Origin of the sequence: Aerococcus sp. UMB1112A, assembly GCF_030230715.1 — a bacterium.
Taxonomy (GTDB): Bacteria; Bacillota; Bacilli; order Lactobacillales; family Aerococcaceae; genus Aerococcus.
Genome location: NZ_JASPDS010000008.1, coordinates 76,321 through 101,356 on the forward strand (window position 1 = coordinate 76,321; position 25,036 = coordinate 101,356).

Annotated in this window: 20 protein-coding genes; 5 read left to right on the plus strand and 15 right to left on the minus strand. The window is 47.1% G+C overall.

From position 1 onward, the window contains the following. Window positions 1–6 precede the first annotated feature (6 nt). The 7 genes from QP860_RS06115 to QP860_RS06145 form a co-directional block, all read right to left on the minus strand. Window positions 7–579, minus strand: a complete 573-nt coding sequence (locus QP860_RS06115) for a CPBP family intramembrane glutamic endopeptidase (protein WP_284912383.1) — start codon at window positions 577–579, stop codon at window positions 7–9. 500 nt (window positions 580–1,079) lie between these two features. Then, window positions 1,080–1,844, minus strand: coding sequence for a LytTR family transcriptional regulator DNA-binding domain-containing protein (locus tag QP860_RS06120; RefSeq protein ID WP_284912384.1), 765 nt, complete (start codon window positions 1,842–1,844; stop codon window positions 1,080–1,082). A gap of 148 nt (window positions 1,845–1,992) precedes the next feature. After that, window positions 1,993–2,856 carry a MetQ/NlpA family ABC transporter substrate-binding protein gene (locus QP860_RS06125; RefSeq protein WP_284912385.1) on the minus strand — a complete coding sequence of 288 codons (864 nt, stop codon included), beginning with the start codon at window positions 2,854–2,856 and terminating at the stop codon, window positions 1,993–1,995. A 178-nt stretch (window positions 2,857–3,034) separates the two neighbouring features. After that, window positions 3,035–4,411 (minus strand): GntP family permease, encoded by a 1,377-nt coding sequence (locus QP860_RS06130; protein WP_284912386.1) that lies wholly within the window; start codon window positions 4,409–4,411, stop codon window positions 3,035–3,037. Further along, window positions 4,401–5,729 (minus strand): four-carbon acid sugar kinase family protein, encoded by a 1,329-nt coding sequence (locus QP860_RS06135; RefSeq protein WP_284912387.1) that lies wholly within the window; start codon window positions 5,727–5,729, stop codon window positions 4,401–4,403. The genes QP860_RS06130 and QP860_RS06135 overlap by 11 nt, the downstream gene beginning before the upstream one ends. Before the next feature lie 94 nt (window positions 5,730–5,823). Next, entirely contained in the window at window positions 5,824–6,837 is a 1,014-nt protein-coding gene (pdxA, locus tag QP860_RS06140; protein ID WP_284911236.1) for a 4-hydroxythreonine-4-phosphate dehydrogenase PdxA, read from the minus strand. A gap of 13 nt (window positions 6,838–6,850) precedes the next feature. Beyond that, a complete protein-coding gene (locus tag QP860_RS06145) occupies window positions 6,851–7,615 on the minus strand; it encodes a DeoR/GlpR family DNA-binding transcription regulator (protein WP_284912388.1) in 765 nt (254 codons plus the stop codon). 264 nt (window positions 7,616–7,879) lie between these two features. On the opposite strand from QP860_RS06145, the gene QP860_RS06150 reads away from it, so the two are divergent. Beyond that, a complete protein-coding gene (locus tag QP860_RS06150) occupies window positions 7,880–9,163 on the plus strand; it encodes an HlyC/CorC family transporter (protein ID WP_070618359.1) in 1,284 nt (427 codons plus the stop codon). A 120-nt stretch (window positions 9,164–9,283) separates the two neighbouring features. Here the strand turns inward: QP860_RS06150 and QP860_RS06155 are convergent, their stop codons facing one another. Continuing rightward, window positions 9,284–9,721 (minus strand): HIT family protein, encoded by a 438-nt coding sequence (locus tag QP860_RS06155; protein WP_284912389.1) that lies wholly within the window; start codon window positions 9,719–9,721, stop codon window positions 9,284–9,286. Between the two features lie 904 nt (window positions 9,722–10,625). Between QP860_RS06155 and QP860_RS06160 the strand changes: the two genes are divergently transcribed. Genes QP860_RS06160 through QP860_RS06170 form a run of 3 tightly spaced genes read left to right on the plus strand, consistent with a single transcriptional unit; the run spans window position 10,626 to window position 14,604 of the window. Next, entirely contained in the window at window positions 10,626–11,087 is a 462-nt protein-coding gene (locus tag QP860_RS06160) for a MarR family winged helix-turn-helix transcriptional regulator (protein ID WP_070618364.1), read from the plus strand. Continuing rightward, the gene (locus QP860_RS06165) at window positions 11,072–12,799 is read left to right on the plus strand and encodes an ABC transporter ATP-binding protein (RefSeq protein WP_284912390.1); all 1,728 of its coding nucleotides are present in this window, start codon (window positions 11,072–11,074) and stop codon (window positions 12,797–12,799) included. Before QP860_RS06160 ends, QP860_RS06165 begins: the two co-directional genes overlap by 16 nt. Beyond that, on the plus strand, window positions 12,799–14,604 hold the full coding sequence (locus tag QP860_RS06170) for an ABC transporter ATP-binding protein (protein ID WP_284912391.1): 1,806 nt from the start codon (window positions 12,799–12,801) through the stop codon (window positions 14,602–14,604). The genes QP860_RS06165 and QP860_RS06170 overlap by 1 nt, the downstream gene beginning before the upstream one ends. Window positions 14,605–14,664: 60 nt before the next feature. Here QP860_RS06170 and QP860_RS06175 read toward each other — a convergent pair whose 3' ends face one another. From QP860_RS06175 to QP860_RS06205, 7 genes are all read right to left on the minus strand, one after another. Continuing rightward, window positions 14,665–15,612, minus strand: coding sequence for an ABC transporter ATP-binding protein (locus QP860_RS06175; protein WP_284912392.1), 948 nt, complete (start codon window positions 15,610–15,612; stop codon window positions 14,665–14,667). After that, window positions 15,596–17,218: an ABC transporter permease gene (locus QP860_RS06180; protein ID WP_284912393.1), complete on the minus strand. Its 1,623-nt coding sequence runs from the start codon at window positions 17,216–17,218 to the stop codon at window positions 15,596–15,598. The genes QP860_RS06175 and QP860_RS06180 overlap by 17 nt, the downstream gene beginning before the upstream one ends. A 65-nt stretch (window positions 17,219–17,283) precedes the next feature. Then, window positions 17,284–18,378 (minus strand): ABC transporter substrate-binding protein, encoded by a 1,095-nt coding sequence (locus tag QP860_RS06185; RefSeq protein WP_284912394.1) that lies wholly within the window; start codon window positions 18,376–18,378, stop codon window positions 17,284–17,286. A gap of 138 nt (window positions 18,379–18,516) precedes the next feature. Next, window positions 18,517–19,722, minus strand: a complete 1,206-nt coding sequence (locus tag QP860_RS06190; RefSeq protein WP_284912395.1) for a dicarboxylate/amino acid:cation symporter — start codon at window positions 19,720–19,722, stop codon at window positions 18,517–18,519. A 911-nt stretch (window positions 19,723–20,633) separates the two neighbouring features. Further along, the gene (locus QP860_RS06195; RefSeq protein WP_070618373.1) at window positions 20,634–21,650 is read right to left on the minus strand and encodes a PEP/pyruvate-binding domain-containing protein; all 1,017 of its coding nucleotides are present in this window, start codon (window positions 21,648–21,650) and stop codon (window positions 20,634–20,636) included. 79 nt (window positions 21,651–21,729) lie between these two features. After that, window positions 21,730–22,941, minus strand: a complete 1,212-nt coding sequence (locus QP860_RS06200) for a glycosyltransferase family 4 protein (protein WP_284912396.1) — start codon at window positions 22,939–22,941, stop codon at window positions 21,730–21,732. 131 nt (window positions 22,942–23,072) lie between these two features. After that, window positions 23,073–23,810 carry a pseudouridine synthase gene (locus QP860_RS06205; protein WP_284911247.1) on the minus strand — a complete coding sequence of 246 codons (738 nt, stop codon included), beginning with the start codon at window positions 23,808–23,810 and terminating at the stop codon, window positions 23,073–23,075. 74 nt (window positions 23,811–23,884) lie between these two features. Between QP860_RS06205 and QP860_RS06210 the strand changes: the two genes are divergently transcribed. After that, the gene (locus QP860_RS06210) at window positions 23,885–24,736 is read left to right on the plus strand and encodes a serine aminopeptidase domain-containing protein (RefSeq protein ID WP_070618383.1); all 852 of its coding nucleotides are present in this window, start codon (window positions 23,885–23,887) and stop codon (window positions 24,734–24,736) included. Window positions 24,737–25,036 lie beyond the last annotated feature (300 nt).

The following is a 25,036-nucleotide window of genomic DNA, read 5'->3' on the forward strand; positions in this document are numbered from 1 at the left end:
ACCTTTCTATACTAAACCTGCAATAATATTATTTAAGGCGTGTAATAAAATGCTATACTCTAAACCAAAGCGATTGCATAAGATTTGTAAAACAATGCCTGCTGGAAAACGAACCAAGGCATTAGTCAAGAAATCTCCATTGAGGTGCAAGAAAAAACCAAAGATAAAAGCTGTTAAGATCAGAGAACTCCTATGCGAAAATTTATAAGATAACAAAGTGTATATGACATACCTAAAAAGAAACTCTTCAAAACTGGCAATGATAATAGCATGCATCACATCAGCAAGATCAAATTCAAAAATCAAAGCAATTGCTATAAGTCCTAGCATAAATACTAAATAACTAACTTTTCTAAATTTAAGTGTCTGACCACTTTCATCTGATAATAAATGCCCCATCAGCTTGTAAGGCAAAAGGACAAAAGTCAGTCCACCAAGAAGAAACAATATAATAAGACTTACTGGATGGGATAACTCATTATAAAAAGAAATAAGATTCGCTACTATATAGCCTAAACCAGCTAAAGCAATCAAAGAAAAACATAGAAAGATCGTTTCCCATTTTTTAATTTTATCCATAATTCTTTAGATCCTTAATTATTTTTTATAATAAAATAAGGCGGCTTTCCCTATTAATATTGTTACATATTTTAGGAAAGCCACCTTTTTAATAAGTATACTTATGAGTAAACTCTACCAGGTCCGGTTCTCTCCATTATAGCCGAAGCTAAAAACACCTAGATTAATCTCTTGCTTAGAGAATAAATTCTTAAACAATTTGAAAATGGAATCCATAAATTCTCACTTCCTTAAATTTACATACAATAAGTTTATATTGAAGATTCTAAAGCGCTTTCCCTCTTCACCTATATAGTATCACGAACAGTTAACTTATTATTATAAATGCAGTGAACAGCTATATCTTGCAGTGAACTAGCTGGAATAGAATTCCACTACATCATAAGCCATAAAACTTGCACTTAATTTCATTAAAAGCCTCTTTACCCTAGTTACTTAAAAGTGCATGGGCAAATTTTTAACTAAAATTTGCCCATGCACTGATCGTTTACTTAGTCTCCTTATAATATATCCCTATCGTCAAAAATATTTTTCAAATGACCCAGATTCTTATAACTAATAGGAATCCATACATCATTTACTAACTTAATCAGCTTATTCTCTTCTTGGTAACTGTGGATATAATTTAAGTTAACCACATAAGACCGATGTGTCCGAAAAAAATGCTTAGACCATGTTTCAATATCTTTCAATTTTCCTGTAAATTCGACAATTCTTTCTTCTTTATTTTCAATAAAATGACACTTGATTTTCCGCGATCGATCTGATGTTTCAAAAAATAAGACTTGTGCGGGGTGTAAAAAAATGACTTGATCTAATGTTTTTAGGTAAACTGGTTCTCTTTCTGTATCCTCCCCATCAAATTGCCTTAAGTAATAGCTCTCTAAACATCCATAATACTGTTTCACATCTATCTCTGAACCTGATTTTAAAATAAAATCTAAAGGTTCTATATGATGCTTAATGATCTTATCTAGATTACTATCATCTTCCCCCATACAGACAATATAGCCATGTGGGTCCTGTTTTCTAACTTTTATTAATAAGTCCAATTGTCCGGATAGAGTATCTACAGCATCTAAATCAAAAAAATAAAGGGAAGAAGATAATGCTTCTTTAGAGCAGTTTGTTAAAAAATTTTCTATAACATCTTCTTGTACTGTAATTTCGATGTCCCAAGCGTTAATCATAATATAGCCTTTAATTATCTCAACAAGTTTTTCCCTGAAAACAGGATCTTTAATAAATACCGCAATTTTTAGCATGACTTCTTCCTCCTTTTAAGAAAAACTTATCATATTATTAAGCTATATTCAAACAATAACTAAATTTATGTAAGGGCTCAATGAAAATATTTTGCAGTTACTATTAAAGGCCTAGCCAGAGCGGCTAGGCCTCGTTAATGGGCTTATATTAAGAGCTTGCTTGGACGAAATCTTCGTAATCCTTGGCCGCATCTTCGCCTGGCCCCCAGCCGGGATAGAAGGTGCCTGAGCCGGTTTCTTGGGCATAGCGGACAGTATCATCAGTCTGGTAATAGTCGAGAATCTTTCTTAGGATGGGATCATCTAAGTTCTCGCGGCGGACGACGAAGTTCAAACGGAAAAGTTTGGACGTATTGATCGTATCTTCGAAGTAAATGGCCGCTTCCTTGTCCAAGCCAGCTTCACTGGCGATGGTTACCCCGGTCAAGATCAACTCTGTGTCTCCCAAAGCTCTTGGCACCTGGCTCCCGTCCATCTCGACAAAGTCTAGCTTTTTGGGATTGCTCGCGATATCTTCCTTAGTCGGTACAGGTCCAGCTGAATCTTTGAGGGTCAAAAGCCCCGCCTTCTCTAGCTGGATGAGGGCATTGCCCGTATTGATGGGATCATTGGTCACCGCAATCCGCGCCCTTTCCGGCACCTGGTCCAGGCTCTCAATCCCCGAACTAGCCCAGATCCCCATCGGTTCAACAGATAAATAGCCCAGGGGAACCAGGTCTGTCTGCTGGGACTGGTTAAAGTCTGCCAGGAAGGGCGCATATTGGTAGGCATTGGCCGCAATATCTCCTTCCGCTAGGGCCACATTGGGTTGGACAAAATCGCTGAAAACAACTGGTTCGATCTTAATGCCCTCTTCCTTCTCCAAACGGTCGCCCACATGGCGGAAAATCTCCGCCGCCCGGTCCGTCGCTACCCCAATCTTATAAGTCTCCTGGTCCTTCTGCCTCGATTGACAGCCCCCGAGAACCAACACACAGACTAGAGCCAGTAGAATCATTCGTATCTTTCGCATATTATCACCTCTCTACCTATTATATAGGCTAGGAGGAGGGATGGGTAGGGAAGACTTGGAGAATCCTCCCCTCTTTCAAAGAACCGGAGAAATATTCCTTTCTAGTGGTGGCAATGATAAAAAATTATCATTAAAAAGAAAAACCACCTGACTTTTTCATGCTCAGGTGGTTGTATTCTTAGCCAAAGAAAGCATTTAGGACAAGGATCATCACGGCCCCGATTGCCCAACAGATGGTGGTCGGGATAGACCAAGTGCGGATCTGGTCCTTGACCTTCTCATTACCGATTAATTCATTAATGGTCCAGAAGTAAGAATCATTGAAGTAGGAGAAGAACATGGAACCCACACAAGCGGCCAGGGCAGCAAAGACGGGGCTCACACCTAGAGTGGCCATGATAGGAGCCGTAATCGAAGCGGCGGTCATAGCTGCCACATTCCCTGAGCCTTGGATGAAACGTACTAAAGTCGAAATGATCAACGGCAATAAGATTGGTGGAATTGAGGTGCCGGCAATATAATTGGCAATCACATCCCCAGCGCCAGAAGCATTTACAATCGTTCCTAGAGCGCCACCAGCTCCTACAATCAGGAGGATCTTAGCCCCGCCTGCAATCCCTTCGTCCATGAAGGCCAAGGCTTGGTCCCGGGTCATGGACCGGCTGAGGAAGATAATAGCTATGAGCAAACTGATCCCTAGGGCACAGACCGGTTGGCCTAGGAAGGCAATACTTTGGATGAAGAAGGAGCTTGATTCTGCCTGGCTCGCAAAGGTGCCGGCGAGAATCAAGAGGATGGGCACAATAATGGGAGCAAAGGAAACTAAAGTCCCTGGCAGTTCTTGCTGGTCGGTCTGTTCTTCGGCAATTTCTTGACCCGTTAAAGCACGGGCTTGGTCGCCTTCAAGCCAGCCTTCTCCACTTTCATCGGGCAGGCGGTAGATCTGCTTGCCCATATAGCGGGCGTAGATTACAAGGGCAATCGCCATGGGAATGGTAATCACAATCCCCCAGAACATCATCTGAGCGAGGTCAGCCCCAAAGATCCCCGCTGTCCCAATCGGCCCCGTCGCTGGAACCACAATGGAGTGGGTGAGAACAAGGCCACCTGCTGTCGCAATGGCTAAAGAGACAATGGACTTGCGTTTAGCACGGGAGATCACCTTGAGCAGAGGGAAGAGGATGACGAAACCGGGCACACAGAAGATGGACATGGAGGTGATATAACCCGTGACATTAACGGCCATTTCTTCCTTACCATTACCGAAAACTTTGAGGAAACTGCGGGCAATTCGCTCAGCGGCTCCCGATTTTTCTAGTAATTTCCCCATCATGACACCGAAACTAATGAGGATCCCTAAGTTCCCTAGGGTGGTCCCGAAACCTTCCTTAATCGTATTGACGGTTTCAATGGGGTCCATGCCACCAAGGATACCCGTGAGTAAACTCGTAATAATCAAAGCGAGAAAGACGTGGATCTTGGTCTTAGTGAGCATGAAGATCAAGAGGACCATGGCAAAGATTAAGGCGAGGATAATCTGTGTACTAGCTGACATGGTGAACACCTTCTTCTACATAGTAATTGCTGGCAATCTTGGTCGCTAAGAAATCGGCACATTCATAGAGGGTGTATTCGTCGCCAATGAGACCACCCTTGGTAATAATACTCTTATGGTCTAAGTCGCCGCCCATAATGGTCCCATAGACCGCCAGGGGAATGACTTCATCTTTAATTTGGATGCCGGTGGTTCCTGTCTTCTCTAAGAAGGCCTTGGTGATATCCCCGCCTGAAGTATAGACGCCCCCGAGCTGGTCGCCCATGGCTAGGGCAATCTGTGAGCCAATCTCTGCGACCTTATCGCTGATACGTTCGGAAGCCTGGCGGACAGTCAGACCAGCTTTCTGGGCTGCCGCTTTGAGGTCCAGCTTGTCTTCCTTCTGCATCATGGTGGCGACAAGGAACATCTGATTATCGTCTAAGTGTTGGAGGACTTTATTCTTCACCCGGTCAATCTCTGCTTGGTCCGGGCCATCATAGAGCAAGTCCTCGGCTTGGATCTTCACCACATAGGGCGCTAGCTCTGCCCGGAAGCGGGCGATCTGGGCAATAGCGATGGTCGAAACCGAACCAATGGTAAAGAGCATCTTCTGTTTGGTCTTCACGCCTGTATCCTGGCTTGAATTCTTGACCAAGTAATAAGTAAAGGGACCGGGATCCACAGCAACAAAGGGCAGATCCATAGCCAGAGTAGCTTGGGCGATGGTCTCAATATCTTCATTCGTAAAGGCATCGACGACAATAATCTCTGCCCCATTGTCCTTGAGAGCCAGCATGGTGTCTGTAATGGCTTCCTGACCCTGCATGATGGTTTCAACGGTAATCACGCCAATTTCACGGTCGGTCTGTTCTCTAAAGATTGTTGAAATTTTGGAAGAATCAACGGGTGCTGTTGGATCGTTCCGCACATCTGTGAGTTCTAATGGCACCCCATCCACCAGCATGTAATTTCCGATAACAATCTTTCCTGAATCAGGATAAGAAGCCACGACTATTGCCAGGGTATCCTCGTCGACCTGGTCTAAAATCGCATCCAGCTCAGCTCCACAGTTGCCGCGCATGGTGGAATCGATCCGTTTATTGTAGAAGTCGACCTGGAGCCCCTGGACAGATTTCATTTTGTCCACCACAGCTTGGTAGGCCGCTTCAGCTTCCATGCCCCGTGAATCCGTATGAACTCCTAAAGCGTCATAGTTTTCATAGTCTGCAATATAATTGGCATTATTAATTGTTCCAACTTTATAGCCGTTTTTAGCGAGCGATGAATTGGAGACATTGGCCCCCGTCATATCGTCCGCAATAATTAAAGTCCGCATAAATATCCCCCTTAGAATTAAAGCGTTTATATTTTATTGGAATAGAAAAGGATGGTCCCTGGGTAAAGACCTCGGCCCATCCTTTTATAATCATTTAAACTTGCTCATGTGCAGCTTTGAAGCGTCCCGAATAGTGGCAGGCTAGACGAATCGCTTCATCCAAGCTGATCTCATCAGCTACACCAGTCCCCGCAATATCGAAGGCCGTCCCGTGGTCAACTGATGTTCTTAAGAAAGGCAAACCATGGGTAATGGAAATGGTCCGGTCAAAGTCAACCATCTTCGTCGCGATATGACCTTGGTCATGATAAAGAGAAAGTACCCCATCATACTTACCCATTAGAGCTTGGTGGAAGACGGAATCAGCTCCGATTGGGCCGTAAACTTTGATCCCTTCAGCCTGCATTTCTTCCACGGCAGGAATAATAGAGTCAATTTCTTCCGTCCCGAAGAGGCCCCCGTCCCCACAGTGGGGATTTAAACCGGCAATCGCAACAGACGGATCTTCAACCCCCAAGGTTTTTAGAGCGTCCATGGTTCGTTTAGTGTAGTGCTTGATGCCTTCCTTAGAAATTAAGTCGCAGGCTTCTTTTAGAGACACATGTTTAGAATAGAAGGTCACGCGTAGGCCTTTGACTTCGAACATGGTCAAGGGCTCATCAACACCAGTTAGGTCCTGAAGAATATCGGTGTGACCGAGTTGTTTAATTCCTGCTTCAGATAATGACTCCTTGTTGATCGTTGTCGTTACCATAGCGGCTGCCTGCCCATCTTTGGCCAATTCGTAGGCTTTCTTGATGTAATCGTAAGAAGCCTGGCCACATTCGGCAGATACCTTGCCCCACTCGAAGGTATCCATATTGACATTATCGAGATCAAAAACATCCAGGGTACCTGGCTCATACTTGCCTTCTTCAAAGGAATTAATCGGATGGATGGTCAAGCCAGTCTGGCAAATTTCATCTGCTAATTTTAGGATATCGGCATCGCCTACCACCGCTACATTGGCCTCAGCGAAGACCCCCTCTTTGGCAAAAGACTTACAGACAATTTCAGGCCCAATGCCTGCTGGGTCGCCCATAGTTAGTACAACGTATTCTTTAGTCATTATCATACACTCCTTAACAAATTTTGATTTCTAAGTGACTGATATCATGCAAACCATCCAAATCAGCATCCTGACTGGTGTACAACTTATCGAAGTCTGTCATAGGCGCATAACGCAAGAGGCTGCGCCGGCGACTTTTTTCGCCTGTTGCCAGTAAGATACGATGGTTGGCGATTTCTAATGCCGAGGACTTGAGGGCCGCCTTCTCATTTGAAGTCGTATAGACCCCTTCTTTAGAGAAAGAATCGCAACCCATAATCGCCGTGTCTACACGGTAGGAACGTAAACGATCGACTGCAGCAAAATCGCGGCTTGTTTTCGATAGGTTGGATAATTCCCCCGCTAATAGAATCACCCGATAATTAGGGGCTTGGGTCGCTTCAAGGGCAATGGTTAAATCACAAGTAATGATTGTTAAAACGTCATAATACTGGCGACATTTTGCGACTAACAAACGGTTGGTTGTTCCATTATCTAAGAAGAGACTATCGCCAAGTGAAATATTTTCTAAAACTTCTTCCACTAAGCGGGCTTTATCTTCTTGGCGGGTATCTTGCTTCACATCCGGTTTGATCTCGGTACGAATCAACTGATCAGGCCCTAACCAGATGGCACCGCCGAAGACCTTCTCAATCAAGCCTTTGCTTTCGAGTTCATTTAAGTCCTTTCGAATCGTTACTTCTGATACTCCAAACTCTTGGGCTAATTCCTTAACGGTCGCTGATTGTCCAAGCTTCAGATAATCAGCTATCCGGCCCAAACGCTCCTGTGCTAACATTTCTTGTCCTCCTAATTTATATTGTAGACGAAAGTTCATCCACTTTCAAGTTATTTCTTTCACTTTCTTTTATTTATTTTTAACTCTGATTTATTCATCTGAATTTATTTTATAATTTCTTTACTTCCCATAAATAGGTTTTCCCATAATTTCATGATACAATAAACCTAGACTAGTATACACTTAAACAAACACTATCTAAGCCCCCTTTTCGACTGGGGCTCGGGTAGTGTTTATCTTACAATTTATAGGAGGAATTTCAGAATGGATGAGAGTTACGTCGGGTCGATCGCCTTATTTATCTTATGTGTGATTTTATCCGCTTATTTTTCTGCTTCGGAGACAGCTTTTACATCTTTGAATCGGATTCGCTTGCAGAATGAGGCGGAGAATGGCGATAAGCGAGCCCAACAAACCCTCAATTTACAAGAAGACTTTGAATCCTTATTATCGACGATCTTGATTGGCAATAACATTGTGAATATCGGGGCGTCTGCTATCGCAACGGTGGTTCTCTTGGTCTGGTTCCCGCGCTATGGGGCGAGCATTTCGACCATTGCGACAACGGTGATCCTCCTGCTCTGCTCAGAGATCACACCCAAACTAATTGCCAAATTGATGCCGGAACAATTTGCCAAGTTCTCAACCCCTATTTTGCGGGTGGTCATGTGGCTAATGACGCCTCTTGTTTGGTTGATTAATCTCTGGCAGAAGCTCGTCCAACGCATCATCCCCATCGAAAGCCAGGAAGGAATCAGCGAGGAAGAATTGCTTTCCCTGGTGGACGAAGCCCGGGTGGGTGGCTCGATTGAATACGATGAACAGCGCTTGGTCAAGGCCGCCATTAACTTCGACGACCGGACCGTTTCTTCTATTCTAACCCCTCGGATTGACCTGGTTGCCGCGGACATCCATGACAGCGACGAAAGCATTGACCAGGCCTTCATGGAACATCCTTATTCGCGCTTGGTGATTTATGACGAGAATATCGATAATGTCCTAGGTGCCCTCCACGAGCGGGACTTCAACCGCTACCTGCGGGCCAAGCGTGAGCGTGGGCAAAAAGTGGTCCTCCAAAGCATTCTCTCTGATGTCCTCTTCATTCCCCCTTCGATCAAATTAGCCAACCTCCTGCGCAAGATGCAGAAGCAGAAGGTTCATATGGCTGTTGTCCGCGACGAACACGGAGGCGTCATGGGGATTGCCACTATGGAAGACGTCCTAGAAGAATTGGTTGGCGAGATCTGGGACGAAGATGACGTGGTCTTCAATGATATCGACGTGCTTATCCCCCAAGAACACTATCAATTCAGCGGGGGCTGTGCCATCGACAAGGCCATGCCAATCCTCAACCTACCCCTAGAAGAGCCCGAACTCTTCCATACTGTCAACGGCTTTGTGGTCCACCACATTGGCAAGCTCCCAGAAAAAGGCGACCGCTTCAGCGTCGGCGACTGGCAATTCAAGGTCCTCGAAGAAGACCGCCAACGCGTCTCCATCCTCGATGCCGTCCACCAAGAAAATTCAGAAGAAGACAAGAAAGACTAAGCCCGTATAAGTTTCATAGCCAAGCACAATAAATGCTGGTAAAAACAAAATAAAAGGCAGTGAATGGAGGTTTATCCCTTCATTCACTGCCTTCTTTTGATCTTAGCGCACTAAATCAGCTTATAAAGCCAATGCTTGGCGCAAGTCTTCTGCCATCGCCTCATACTCATCATCTGACAAGTATTTTTGGTCCAAGTTCATCGCAAATGGCGTCCCCCATTCCACTTCGCCTTCATACTTAGGCACTAGGTGGAAGTGGAGATGGGACCCACCATCCCCATAAGCGCCGTAGTTAATCTTGTCTGGCTTGTAGACTTGGTGCATGACCTTAGCCACTTGGGCAATCTCAGCGAAGTAAGCATCACGGTCTTCATCAGAAATATCCACCAATTCACTGACATGTTCCTTGTAAGCCACAATCAAGCGGCCAGGATGGGACTGCTCCTTGAAGATAATCACCAGGCTATGGGGCAACTCGCCTACTAAATAGCCGAATTGAGCGAGCGGCTCGCCTTGGACACAGTAGCCACAATTTGGATCTTTACCAGTTTCTGTCATAAGAATCATCCTCCTTTAATTTAACTCTATTTTATCATTATTTCACCAAAAAAGAGCGATTTTCTATTTTTAAGATGGATGACGAGTAAGAAAAGAATAGCCCTTTATCAGCCAATTTTGAGCAAAAGCGAAGCGCATGCTCACAGCACAGCTCCTGCATCACCACTAGCAAAGTCCGTACAAAAAGCAGCTTGAAATTTTGTTTTGAGCAGGAGCGAAGCGACTTAGAGATGAAGCTGCTCGAGCTGGTGCTATGCTTTAGCCGTTGGAGCTTTAGCGACTTACGGATAAAGTACAAGGCGGCTTCAGCCGTGTTGATCCTCTATACATTCAAGGCCCAAATTCAAAAGCGGAACGCATGGTCATCAGCACCATCCCGCAAAAAAAGGGCCCAGCTTAAATGGCAGAACCCTCTTTAACAACACCATTTACATTGACACTGCCTCTCTTTCTCTATTATTTAAATAGAATTCTTTATTTTTTTGATAATAGTGCTTACTTTACAATGTCCTTATGAGCAGGAGTGGAGCGTTGAAGTTGGGCCTTAGCCATGAAAAGCAAGCAATGTGAATTAGGGATAGTAGGCGCTAGCCGTACTAGCCCTTTGAAGCTTGCTAGGCGAGAGACCAAGGCTCGAGCCGGTGCCATGGCTCTTCAAGGCCCAAATTCAAAAGCGAAGCGCATGCTCACAGCACAGCTCTATAAAAACAAAGAGAGCAACATTCGATTTTTCAGAATGCCGCCCTTTAGCTCATTATAGCCAAAGATTGTAAAGTTTCGGCCTGTTTTCGGTAAGTATTGTGTAAATTTTAAGATTTAAATCAAACCACTTGTATTTACAAGTATAATCCGTTATGATGGATAAGTAGCACATATCAACATAATTTTAAAAGGAGATGGACAGGTGACTAAAGATGCCTTAACCATTTCCCATTTAATCTTTCAATTAGCAAACCTACAGAAGAAATACCTCTTCGAACGCTTAAAGGAAGTTGACCTCAACCCGATCCAGGCCCAGACCCTCCATTATATCTACCGGGAGGCCGGGCCTATCCAGCGTTCACTGGCGACCTATCTCGGCAAACACGAGGCCACGATCAGTAACATTTTGAATGTTTTAGAAGATCGTGGCTATCTTTATCGGCAAACCGCGTCAGATAATAGCCGGCAAAAGCAAATCTTTTTGACCGCTAGCGGCCATGAGCAAGTTGAGAAGATTAATGGGATTTTTAAAGATTTAGAAGCTGAGCTCTGTTCCGACTTATCTAGCCAGGACCGGGCCAAAGTATTGCAAGTCTTAACGGATCAACGCGATCAATTTGTAAAAAATAGAAAGAAAGGTGATCATTCATGCTTAAACTCTTAAAACGTGTGCCCAAATCGCTGATTATCCTCAGCGTCTTCTTTGCCTTCATGCAGGGAATAACGGAATTACTCCTGCCTACCTTGACCGCACGCTTGATTAATGACGGGGTAGCCCAGGGTAACTTCGATGCCATCTGGGGCATTGCCGGGCAAATGTTTATCATGACCCTGCTCATTGTGGGTTCTGCCCTGGCCAATATCTGGTTTGCTTCCAAGGCTTCACAAGGACTGGGACGCGACCTTCGCAATGCCCTCTATGCCAAGGTGCAACGCTTGTCCAAGGATACCTACGATGAATTCGGGAACGCCTCCCTCATCACGCGGTCATCCTCTGACATTGTACAGATCGAATTGACTACCATGATGGTTCTGCGGATGTTCTTGCTTTCCCCCGCCATGCTGATTGCCAGTATCACCATGGCCTACCAAGCTAGTCCGCAAATGAGCCAAACCTACCTGGCCACTATCCCTATCATCGCCATCGCTATCGGAATTGTGATCTACACCGCCTCCCCCCTCTTCCGCTCCATGCAGAAGAAAGTGGACCGGATGAACTTGATCTTCCGCGAAGGGCTGACAGGGGTTCGGGTTATCCGGGCCTTCAATAAGAATGCGTATGAATCCGACCGTTTCCAGGAAGCTAACGACGACTACCGGCAGACCGCTATCGGCGCCCAAGTTCGCCTGGCCTTCTTAATTCCCGTCATGATGACGACTCTCAACCTGACGACTGTCTTCCTGGTTTGGTATGGCGGGCGTTTAACGGCCATCCAATCCTTGGACATGGGAGTGATCCTCTCCTTTATCTCTTATACGGCGATCATAGGGGTCTCCTTCATGTTTATCGGTTTGATGTTCGTCCTGATTCCCCGGGCCCAAGTCTCAGCAGAACGGGTGAACCAGGTGTTGGAAGCGCCTGAGAAGATCCACTCACCTGAGAACGGTGGCCAAGTCCTCTCCCTGGATGAAGCTGGACAGATCGACTTCAACCATGTCCACTTCGCCTATGATGGGGCCGAATCCAATGTCCTCGACGACATCGACTTCCATCTGACGCCAGGTATGACCCTGGGGATTATTGGTGGGACAGGGTCTGGTAAGTCGACCATCGCCAACTTGCTCCTGCGCTTCTACGACCGGTCGTCCGGCGAGATCCGCATTAACGGCCACTTGCTCGAAGACATCAACCTCAACAGCCTGCGCCGCTACATCGCCTATGTGCCACAGAAGGCCAACCTCTTCCGGGGCACCATCCGCTCGAATATGTTAGCCGGTAAATCTGATGCCACAGATGAAGAAATCTGGCGGGCCCTTGAGATTGCCCAAGCTGCGGACTTTGTTTCCAGCTTCTCTGACCAGCTGGACCGGCGCGTCGAACAAGGCGGTTCGAACTTCTCAGGAGGCCAGAAACAGCGGCTCTGTATTGCCCGGGCTTTGATCAAGCAATCGCCGGTCAATGTCTTCGACGACTCTTTCTCGGCTTTGGATGCCAAGACGGACGCCAACCTGCGCCAAGCCTTGAAGAACCTAGATGACCAAACCATCAACTTGATTATTGCCCAACGTGTCAGCACCATTTCCGACGCTGACTTGATTATTGTTCTCAACGACAACGGCAGCATCGCGGGAACCGGCAGCCACGAGAGCCTGCAAGAAGATACCCCGATCTACCGTTCCATCGTTCAATCCCAATTAAAGGAGGTAAGTGACTAATGAGTAAAGAAGTGAAACCAAGATCTACTTTTAGTGCCTTGCGTAAGCTGATTCGTTTTCTCGGCAGATACAAGTATACCTTCTTTGCCGTGATCTTCTTCTCCGTCTTCGCCTCAGTAACGGAAATCTTCGCTCCGAAAATTCTCGGGGGAGCGACCACTCTGATTGCTGACGGGGTGAGCCAAGGCCTGCAAGAAGTCGACGGTCAGATGCGCTATGTCATTGATTTTGAGGGAATTGTTAGTATCCTCATCAAAGTAGCCATCCTCTACCTACTAACTGGGCTGAGCCGCTACCTGCAGAACTTCCTGCTCAGTAAGGCCGTTCAAGGGACCATTTCCGAATTGCGCCAGGCCATGCGCGACAAGCTCAACCGCCTGCCCATCTCTACCCTAGACCAAACGCCAAATGGTGAGATTCTCAGCCGGGCCATCAACGATATCGAAAATATCGCAGCCACCCTGCAACAAAATATCTCCCAGGCCATCATGTCCACCACCCTCTTCATCGGTGTGGCTATCATGATCGTCTCCATCAGCCCTCGTATTGGTGGGATGATGCTCGGGGCCGTCGCCTTGACTATTGTGATGGTCTCCTTCATCACCCCCATCTCCCAGCGGCTCTTCGCTAACCAACAGCGGCTCCAAGGGTCCATCAACGGTCTGATTGAAGAAGACTACAATGGCCAAATCGAAATCAAGGCTTTTAACCAACAGAAGCATAAACTGGAAAAATTCGAAGAAGAAACTGAAAGTTACTACAATACCTCACAGAAAGCTCAATTCATCTCAGGGATCATGTTCCCTTCCGTTAACTTTATCCGGAATGTGGGCTATGTCCTGATCGCCCTTGTCGGCGGAGTATCAGTCGTCAACGGTCATATGTCCCTGGGGAATGTCCAAGCCTTGATGCAGTACAACCCCCAACTCTTCCAACCCGTTTCTCAATTATCGTCCATCGTCAACCAGATTCAATCCACCCTGGCTTCAGCGGAACGGATCTTTGAATTCCTAGAGTTAGACGATATGGAGATCGTGGAATCAGGCCTGACTCCCCAAGAAAGCGACTATAAGGTGAGCTTCCAGGATGTTCAATTCGGCTACGATCCTGACCAAATGATCCTCAAAGACTTCCGCCTCGATGTAGAGCCAGGACAGATGGTTGCCATTGTGGGACCAACTGGAGCTGGGAAGACCACCCTGATCAACCTTTTGGAACGCTTCTATGAGGTAAATGACGGGAGCATTCGCATTGATGGCGTCGACATCCGGGACTACAGCCGCGATGAGGTCCGTCATCAGATGGGCATGGTCCTCCAAGACACCTGGCTCTTCCGCGGTAGCATCTACGACAACATTGCCTACGGAGCCCAGGGACGGGTCCCTGAGCCTGAAGAAGTCTACTCCGCAGCCAAAACCGCTCACGTCGATGACTTCGTGAAGAAGCTCCCCGATGGCTATGACACCATCATCAACGAAGATGCCTCCAACATCTCCCAAGGCCAGCGCCAGCTGATCACTATCGCCCGGGCCTTGGTGGCAACCCCCGACATCCTCATCCTGGATGAAGCCACCTCCAATATTGACACCCGGACCGAAAAGCTCATCCAACAAGCCACTGACAAGCTGCTCAAAGGGCGGACCAGCTTCGTCATTGCCCACCGCCTCTCCACCATCCAAGATGCTGACCAGATCATCGTCCTCGACGCCGGTCGCATCATTGAGAAAGGCAACCATGACGAACTCATGGCCAAGCAGGGCTTCTACTACGCCCTCTACAATGCCCAGTTCAGCCAAGCCTCTTAATATAAAAATGGCCTCATGCCTGACCCTGTTCGAAGGGTGGGCATGAGGATTTTTATATTGCTATCGGCTTAGGCTCTGAGGCTGCATATAATAATAGACCTTATCGCCGACTTGGAGTTCAGGATCATCGGCTGCCAGCACTTGCACCCATAACCGATCAGACTCTCCTGCAAGTAGATAAGAACGCGCCGGTCCATAGTAGTGGCGTTCAACCACCACCGCTTCCCTGTAATTAGCTTGAGCTGTCGCGGATAAGTGAATGGCTTCAGGTCTAACATAGCTGCCATCCTTTAAATGATTGACCTGACCGATAAAATCCAAGACGAATGAATTCTCAGGCTCTTCATATAAGTCTGGTCCCCTTCCTATCTGTTGAATCCGCCCTGCGTCCAATAAGAGGATCCGGTCAGCCATAGCGAAGGCCTCCTCTTGGTCGTGGGTAACTAAAATAGTGGTCACACCTGTTTGTCTCTGGATATCTTTGACTTCTTCACGCATGGCTAAGCGCAACCGGCGGTCTAAACTCGAAAAAGGCTCATCCAAAAGCAATAAACGTGGGGCAATCACAAGACTCCTCGCTAGGGCTACCCGCTGCTGCTGGCCGCCACTCAAGTCCTGAATACGGGCTTGAAGATACTGAGTCAATCCGACTGTCTTCGCTATCGCCGCCACCCGCTCCTGACGTTCTGGCTTACGAACCCCTGCGATGCGTAAGCCGTAAGTAATATTATCGGCTACATTGAGATGGGGAAAAAGACCAAACGATTGAAAGACCGTACTAATGGGCCGATCTTGGGCTGGCAGATTGAGCATATCCTGGCCATCTAAGGAAATTTCACCCTGGTCGACCTGCTCAAAACCAGCTAGGCAACGTAATAAGGTCGTCTTGCCACAACCACTCGGGCCCAGAACAGCTAGCAGACTGCCTTCTTTCAAATCAAAACTTATGTCATTCAAAACCTGCTGCTTGCCAAATGATTTACTTAAATTCTTAACGGTTAATAGCATGTCCATACTCCTTTCGATCCCCTAAAGTAAAGGTAAGCCCTGCAAAAACGATACAAATGCCCATCAGAATACAGGAAAGAGCAGAAGCTAGTCGATATTTGCCCGAGCCAATAATATCAAAGAGAACGAGCGTCAGCACTTTTTGCCCAGGGTAGACTAAGAAAATAATCGAGCCAAAAGTGGTCATCGACGAGATAAAGCCATTCACCAAGGCCAACTGACCCGCCCGCTTACTTAAAGGCAGAAAGAGCCTTAGATAATCCTGGTACCAGTGCCCCCCAAGGTCCTGGCTGGCTTCAAAAATACTAGGATCCATACCTACAGCAGCGGTACCCATGATCTTAGTGCTAAGGGGCATTAATTTAAAGGTCATATTCAGGACAACAATAGCTGCCGTTCCTGTTAAAGCTAAAGGTTTCCCCGAAAAAGCGAGAATATAACCTAAACCAAAGAATGAACCGGGAATAATATAGGGCAGCATCGACACAAGGTCCATAGCTTTGAAATAACTTTGATTTTGTATGTGCTCTAGGTAAGCTAGTAGCGAAGAGAGCAGAACAGCAACTAATGCAGAGATTAAAGCATAGACCAGCGTTCGAAGCAAACTATCCTCTAAGTAAGGCAGTACTTCTCTAAAAGCAGATAGGGTAAAATAGCTTTCTCCCTTAATCTTATCTGTGATAGCAAGATAGACAATCGAACCATATTGAGCCAACAAGAGGAGCAAGACTAACCAAGTTAATAAACCTAACCCCATATAAGTTTTACTCTTTGTAGCTGTAAACAAACGTCCTTCTCTGGTAACCTTGCTACTGCTTAACTGACGATTATTCTCTTTTAAGTAAAAATAAAAAGCAAGGCAAGCCGGTAAGATAATAATCACATTAATCAGCGCCGCCTTCTCCGGATTTCCATAAGCAATCATCTGAAGATAGGCCTCGGTCGCGAGAACAGAATAATTCCCCCCAATAATAGTCGGCGTCGAGAAATCCGCCAGACTACGAATAAAAGTTAAAAGCATCACCACAATGATACTCGAGCGAATCATGGGAAGTAAGACAGTCGCCATTAGCTGGGTCACAGAAGCACCTAAAGATCGGCTACTTTCAATCATTTCCTGGTCCAAAGCTTGAAGGGCATTGATCAATAACAATGTCGAAAAGGAAATAAAACCCAAAGTCTCCATCGACACGATCCCCCAAAAACCATATGGATCCAGACGAAGGCCTAATAAATCATAGGTAATCAAGCCTCTCCGACCAAAGAGGTTAATGTAAGCAAGTGATGAAATAAAAGGAGGAGAAATTAAGCTTAGTAACAAGAAAAAGCGTAAAAGCTTTTGTATTTTTAATGGTGCCCCGACATAATATAAGGCTAAACTGAGGGCGAGGGCAGTGGTTAAAAGCATCACAGTCAGACTCACCCCTAGCGACTGCTTGATCAAATCCCTATGCCCCTGCAGATAAGCCCAAAAAGGTTGCAAGGAGAAGCTCGTTTCTCCCACTTGAAAAGCCGAAATAAAGACCGCTAAAACTGGCCATAAAATAAAAATGATGAGGCTAATTGCGAGTAAACTAGCTAGTAAATTTTTTGTCCATTTAGCCATAAGCATGACTACCTCCATTAAAATAAGGAGTGAGTTCTAAGCCCCACTCCTTTGAATCATAAGGTCTATTTACTCTCTTTACCCTTGGTCATTTCTGCCCATTTTTCAAGAATTTGATCACGTGCAGAACCAAATGTGCTGAGGTCTTGTTCAATGAGGTCATTGGTCTCTAAGCCTAAGTCTAAAGCTTCAACCTCGTTTGGATTAACCGTTTGAGCTGTGTCCTTACCATCCAATTTAGATAGTTCAGAAAGATTTTCAGGTTTTAGCATGAAATCAATAAAGGATTTAGCAGCATCGGCATTAGCTGCACCCTTAAAGATGGCTACCCCTTCTGGTACCCAAGGGATACCGTCTGTTGGATAGATTGCGCTTAGTCCATTCTTCTCAGCCGTTTCAAAGCTTGACGCATCAATTGGGACAATCCCGATCGCAAATTCACCGGCTGCCGTTTTTTCCTCGGGGTCTTTCCCGCGCTTACCGTAGAAAGGAATATTAGCATCCACAGCTTGCCAGTAAGCCCACCCGTCAGACTCTCCTTTTTGATCGAGGAGACCTTTCACGATAGCATACATGGTTCCCGATACCGCAGGGTCACTCATGATAATTTCATCTTTGTATTCGGGCTTGGTTAAGTCTTCCCAAGTTGTTGGCTTCTCAATTCCAAGTTCCTCGAGCACTTGGTCATTGACTAATAATCCGCCCACTGTAAGGCCCTTAGACAACCAATAACCGTCTGGATCGCGATAGGCTTCTGGCAGAGTCTCTACAGCCTCACTCTGGTATTGTTCCAAGAGTCCTTTATCCTTGGCAGAGATGAAGGCGTCTAACCCACCACCGAACCACAAATCCGCCATGGGTTCGCCTTGCTCAGCTTCCATCCGCGAGAGCACCTCACCACTGGACATGGATAAGAATTCCACTGGGATGCCTGTCTCCTCCGTAAATTTATCAAAGAATGGCGTATATCTTTCAGAAGTTGTTACAACACGTAACACTTGGTCACTATCATTGGTCGACTGGCTAATCGATTCAGTGCTTGCCTGATCAGCTTCCGAAGACTGGTCACTCTCACTCGTCGACTGACAAGCTCCTGCTACCAATACGGTAAAAAGCACCAGCCCTAGAAAAGATAGCACTTTTTTAATTCTTGCTTTCATAGTTCCTCCTTATATGCATATTTTGTCACAAGTATAAGTTAAGAATAGCAAATTATTCATAAAAAGACAACTTTTTACCTAGGAATAAAAACAAAAAGCGCCAGCTCTTCAAAAATCCTGAAGACTGACGCTACTTGGTTATTTATTTTTAATACGATCCTTGTAGAATTTATCCACGAAGACAGCGATGGCATTATCGCCAGACACATTAGCTGCAGTCCCGAAACTGTCCTGGGTGATGTACAAGGAAATCATCAACTGGTTCATGATTTCGCTAGTGATATTGATCATCGGTAGGAAAGGCAGGGCCGACATAATGGCACCCCCTGGCGCGCCCGGTGCCGCAACCATAGCCACGCCCAGCATCATGATAAAGCCAATCATAATCGAGAAGTCATGGGGCAGGTCATACATGAGCAGCAGGGTGGTTGCACAAGATGTAATGGTAATCATTGAACCTGCAATATGAATCGTTGAGCCCAGCGGCACCACGAAGTTGGCAATATCTTCTGAAATCCCATTATTGGCTGCACACTTCAGGTTAACCGGCAGAGTAGCTGCCGAAGATTGGGTCCCCAGGGCGGTCATATAGCCAGGAATCTGGTTTTTGATCAACATGACCGGGCTCTTGCCGGCATAGGTCCCTGCGATTAAGAAGAGCAAGCCTACATAGAAGAAGTGGAGGACGAGCACCACCAGGAAGACCTTCCAGAAGACATTCAGGATCGAGAAGACCGAGCCGCTGTAGCTCAGGTTCACGAAATTACCGAAGATATAGAAGGGCAAGAGCGGGATAATAATAGTATTGAGTACTTTTACAATAATATCCCCAAAATCCGTAAAGATCTCATAGAGAGCCTGACCTTGACCATGACCGCGCAGCCAGGAGATCCCCAAGCCCATAATGAAGGCAAAAATAATGGCGCCAGTCACATCGAAGAAAGGCTCCAGGGGAATGGTGAAGATGGGCTCTAAACCGGGCCCAGCCTGACTAATGTTAGCCACCAATTCCTCGCTAATAAAGAGCGGAAAGAGGTTAACTGAAACAAAATAAGCTAAAAGCCCACCGACCACTGTCGAGATATAGGCCGTCAAAACCGTAACCCCCAGCAGCTTCCCAGCTCCATGCGCGAGATCTGCAATCCCCCGCACCACGAAGCCCAGAATCATAAAAGGAATAATAAAATTCAAAAAAGAACTAAAAATAGCTGACAAGGTAGTAAAAATACGAAAGACAATTTCTGGAATAAAACTTAATTGTCCCACAATAATCCCTAAAATAATAGCAATAACAAGTCGCGGCACAAGCCCAATCTTCCGCTTGCCGCCAATCCGATTTGACATAATTCTGCCCCCCCAAACAAATGTGCCAAATTAAGCACAATAGCACGTTCTATTTAATAATCCTAGCAAATTCTCCCCTCAATTGGAATGCTTTTGCTTGATTATTTGAAAGATTTAATTTTGTAAGCGTTACAAAAGTCAGAATTCTCGACAAAAATTGTATATGAAAGGGTGTGAGACTTGGCGCTTAGGCTTGGATGATTGGAACAAGTAAGAAAAAGAGCGAAGCATTCGCTCGTTTCTTACTTGTGAAATCACTCCAAGCCTGCCAAGTCGAACCCGACTACAAGGGTGTGAGAGGATGCGGGAGAAAGGAAGCTCTGGAGTAAAAGGACAGAGAAGGCTGCGAGCCTTCGACGTCCTTTTATGAAGAGGAGCCCTTTCTGCATCCTCGAACCCAACTACAAGGGTGTGAGACTTGGCATGCACCCCACAACCAAACCCTAGGAATGTGGGTTAGCAACGATCAAGCTTCACCCAAAGATCAGGAGTGTGGATTACTAAAGCAAGTTCAAGGAAAACACGGTACAATCAATGGTAGAAATATAATATAAGGATCAACAAGCTAGCCAAGAACTGGGCTAGCTTGTTTTCATTATGGTGGGTAGAGGCAGCTTGTCTAGCAGAGGGACAACTTGCTAACGGAGGCCTTGTTGGCAAGTTGCCAGTATCCTACTTGCTAACAGAAGGGCCATTCGCAAGTTGATAGCATCCTATTTGCTAATGGAAGGCCTATTCGCAAGTTCTCAGCCCCCCACTTGCTAACGAAGGCCCCATTCGCAAGTTGCCAACTCCCTACTCTCTAATAAAGCCTCCATTTGAAACTTGCTCCCTCATAGAAGGGACGCTCTCCGCACCCTTTTACCCACAAAAAAAGAGACCGGAAATCTATCCAGTCTCATCCACTAAGCTTACTTACCATGGGCTTCTAGAATAAAGCTTTGTCCATCTTCAATGGTAAATTCTAGGTTTTCTAGTTTATTGTAGAAGGTCTTCATGGTTGCTACAGCTTGAACCAGGTAGTCGTAGTTTTCTGGGAAGTAGTCCTTCATTTCAGCTAAGGACATGGGCTCCCCGCTGCCGATCACCACGTCTTCCCCCTGACCGCGGAGCAAGAATTCCCCTTCCAGGTCCTTCTCGTCTTGGTCTTGGTGGACCACAATGATACCAGTCCCTGACTCTTCGCCTGCATTCCCGAAGACCATCTCTTGGATGATCACGGCAGTGCCTAGGTCCTCAGGTAGGTCGAGCTTATTTCTCTGCTCACGCATGTAATCAGAGTCCCAATTCTTATAGATGGCCTTAATCGCGTCAGCAATCTGGGTGGTAACAACCTGCGGGAAGGAAATGCCGACTTCTTCCGTGTAGACATCTTTGAATTGGTTGACGAGGAGGCGCAAGCGGTTATAGGACAAGTCCTGGGTCCGTTCTACACCTTCGTCAGCCTTGGCCTCATCTAACTTGGTCTGGAAGCAGTCGCGGTCAATCCCATAAATCGACTGGCCGTACATTTGCAGGAGACGACGGTAGCAATCATAGGCGAAACGACGGTTCTTGGTGCTCCGCGCAAGGTGTTCCACGTTCTTATCATTCAAACCCACGTTCAGTATACTTTCGCGGTTCTCAGGAAGATGGTGGGCTGCCCCACTACGAATAGAGACCAGAAGTAGGTGGTTGGGATCATTGAAAGACTTACCGGTCCGCTTCTCCAAGTCCTTAATGGCGTTCTCCAATTCCACATCAATAGCAGGACTCAGGCCTTGCTGGCTACCGGACAAGTAATTCTGGCAAGCTGCGGTAGAAATAACGAAGCCCTTGGGAACGTTCAAACCTTCCTTGGTCATTTCAGCTAAGCTGGCCCCCTTAGCGCCGAGGCTCTCCACCATCTTCCCATTAGCTTCTTTGAAATTATAAATATATTTTTGCAAAAAGATCCCTCCTCAGAAAGCGTTTCCTCTAAATGATTATACCGTTTTCAGGGAAACAAAACAATTATTTTTCACAAATTTAAGCCTGCTTTAAAAAGTCCAAGAGATAGTCAACCAGACCCGGCCAGGAATTCTTGCGGATCTCTTCTTTATAAGAAGCAGCAAGCTGGGGCTTTTGGCGGAAGCGGTTAGCCTGACGGACAATCGCTTGGGCCAAAGCCTCACAATAAGCCGGTAAGTCTTCGGCCACGGGCTCATCCTGGTTGACCAAGCCTGGCAAGTGGATATATTCGATCAATTCGCTCTGGTTCAAGCGGTCATCCAGCTGGTCGACCAAGGCTGGAAAGTCGGCCACCACCGTATAGCAGCCACAAGCCATGGCCTCTACAACCACTAGGGGCAGGCCTTCATAGTAAGACGGTAAGATAAAGACTGCTGCCTGGCGGAAAAGCTGGGCCAAGTGGTCTTGGGGGACGGCAGCTTGGTAGTGGATCCGCGCATCGCCTGCGATGAGCTCATGCATCTTAGCCAAGGATTCTGGGTTGCCGTTGCCTACTAAGTGCAACTGCAAGTCTTGACAGTCCTTCAATTGCTGGGTAAAGGCTTCAATTAGGGCAAAGACTCCCTTGGCCTCAGCAATCTTTCCCGCATAGAGCAGCTGCAAGGGCTCGGTCACTTGCTGGTCCTCGAAGTAGAAGATCTTGTCATCATAGCCCCCACCTAGGACAGCGATTTGCTCGGGCGCTAGGCCGTAAGTCGCCACAATGCGGTCGATCTGCTGGCTGGACAAGGCAAAGACCTGGTCCAAGTCCTTGATATGGCGGGTATACTGGGCGGCGAGCTGGGGATGGTGGTCGGCTTGACGCAGGTCAGTATTGTGGCAAATCGCAAAGATCTTAGCCTCTGGGAACCATTGGCGCACCATATCCGTCAAGAACCAAAGATGGTGGCAGAGAATGACATCCGGCTGAAATTCTGCATAGGCCTTGGTCAGCACTTCTAGGAAGGCATACTTCCACTGCCGGATCATAGCAGGCGTCATTTCCCCATAAATCGTACTTTCATAAGGCATCACATCGCTCATGCCGGGCAAAGGAAAGTCGCAATAAGAGTTGGGAAAGGTCAGAACATACTGGCGGTCCTCGGGGAGAAGATCCCAGTCATAGCCAGGATAGGCCCCATAGACACAGGCTTGATCCATCTCCCCTGCTAAGCCCTTAATTAGATTGCTAAAGTAAACCCCACTCCCTGTCTTCGAAGGCAATTGGGCTTGGACATGTAGAATACGCATAATTCTCTCCTTTATCTTCGTCATCACTTGTCATTATAGTATATTTCCCTGAACTTGAACAGTAAATTGTGAGCGCTCACACAACCCTGGCGAGACAAGTGCCTTGACTAAGGAGGTCCGAAAGCTCAAGCCTAGCGTTGGACCCGCTTAAACAAAGCCTTCAGATCACTAACTTCCCCCACTGTTAGTTCACGGTAATGCCCTTCCTGGAGGGGCTGACGGTCGAGGGAGAGCGGGCCAATCGCTAGCCGCTCCAGCCGGGTCACTTTAACGCCCCGGGCTAGGAACATCTTCTTGATCTGGTGGCGCTTGCCCTCATAGATGGTCAAACAAGCCTGGGAAGCTTGGCGGCCCACTTCTTCTATCAGGAGCTGGGCAGGCTGGCAGACATAGCCATCCGACCAGATAATCCCCTCCGCAAAGGCCGCTACGTCCTGGTCATCCAAGGGTCCATTCACCCTTACCCGATAGGTCTTCGCCATCTGGAAGCGCGGGTTCTCCAAGAGATAATGCAGCTGACCATTATTGGTCAAGAGGATGAGACCCTGGGCATCCCGGTCTAAGCGACCGACAATGGATAAATTAAGGTCCTGGAGTTCGGCTGGCAGGGCGTCAAAGATCGTCGCATAGCGGTCATCGCGGCGGGCACTGACCAGACCAACTGGCTTGTAGAAGAGATAGTTCTGGTGGCCTAAGTGTGAAGGCAGGTCCTGGCCGCCAAGTTGGATCCGGTGCCAGGCGGGATCCACCAAGTAATTGCCATTTCGCACACAGTCACCATCGACGCTAACGAGCCCTTGGGCAATTTTTTGCCGGGCTCGTCGCGAGGAAAGCTGGCAAGTCTGCTGGATAAATTCTTGTAAACGCATGATAAACTCCTAAACTGTCGCAATTTATTTTAATTTAGCGTACACTAAGACCAAGACATGAAGGAGGTCTTTCCATGTATACGATTCGTAAACTAATGATCGAAGCAATTCCCTGCTATGAGTATAGCCCCCAAGGCCAAGAAAATAAAGCCCTGCCCCTGGTGATCTTCTACCATGGCTGGACCAATTCCAAGGAACAAGGCGCCACCCTGGCTGTAGAACTCGTCCAACGCGGCTTCCGGGTCCTCTTGCCCGATGCTTATGGGCACGGAGAGCGGGTGGACTTCGACCAACGCTTAGAGCCCGCCGACTTCTTCCAAGTCCTCTTGCGCAATGTCCAGGAATTCCCCCTCATCAAGGCCTACTATCAAGATCAGGGGCTCTTAGATGGTATCAGCCTCAGTGTCTCTGGCCTCTCCATGGGTGGCATCACGACCTGCATGCTAATCCGGTCCTATCCCGAAATCGACCAGGCCGGTGTACTCATGGGCACCCCCCAACTGGAAAACTACGCCCGGGCCCTCTGCCGGAACTACTTCCCCGAAGCCATCGAGGTCACAGACGAAGAAAAGGCCCAAGTCCAAGCCATCCTTGCACAAATGGCCCAAGTCGACCTGAGCCAAGCAGCGGACTGCATCGGCGCCCGTCCCATCTTCTTCTGGCACGCCGTCAACGATGCCGTCGTCCCCTATAACCTCACCCAAGAATTCTTCGACCACCACCAAGGAGACCACCCCCTCTACATGATCAGCGACAGCAAGGCCGGCCACAGGGTCCCCTACTACGCCTTCTACCTCCTAGCCGCCTTCTTCCAAGCCTGCCAAAAAGCTCCTGCCGACCAAATCCAAACAGCCTTCCTCGACGACTTCTACCAACGCTTCGGCCCAGACGCCAGTGACTATCACCCTTATCATATTGAAAGGTAAGGGGGTGAGAGGATGCGGGAGAAATAGGCCTCTGGAGTAAAAGGACAGAGAAGGCTCAAGCCTTCGATGGCCTTTTTGCGAAGAGGAGCCCTTTCTGCATCCTCGAACCCGACTATAAAGGGTGTGAAGGCTAGCGGGAGAAATAGACCTCTGGAGCAAAGAGTCAGAGAAGACTGTAAGTCTTCGGCGACTCTTTGTGAAGAGGAGCTATTTCTGCTAGCCTGAACCCAAACATACTAAGATTAGCTCGAAGGTAAATCGACGGATTTATCTTCGAGCTATTTCTGTTTTTCAGATATA